1 protein-coding gene is annotated in these 221 nt (G+C 65.2%); it reads right to left on the reverse strand.

Annotation, left to right across the window (positions count from 1 at the left end):
• Positions 1-16 precede the first annotated feature (16 nt).
• A partial coding sequence (locus EXE48_RS19535) for a hypothetical protein (RefSeq protein WP_206750435.1) occupies positions 17-221 on the reverse strand: 205 nt, incomplete at its 5' end.

The raw sequence follows: 221 nt of genomic DNA on the forward strand, positions 1-221 counted from the left end.
CATCCTGTTCGGCCTGTCATTGCTCCCGATCGCGTACGGTGGCGGGCTCCGGATGCGTGACCCGACGGAGAACATCGCCTTTGAGCGGAAGGAGCTGACCGCGGCGCAGGTTCAGCGCCTCGGTCAGCTCCTTCCGCTCAAAGGCGATGTTCTCCGTCGGGTCACGCATCCGGAGCCCGCCACCGTACGCGATCGGGAGCAATGACAGGCCGAACAGGATG

This window comes from Halorubrum sp. ASP1, assembly GCF_005435135.1.
GTDB lineage: Archaea > Halobacteriota > Halobacteria > Halobacteriales > Haloferacaceae > Halorubrum > Halorubrum tropicale.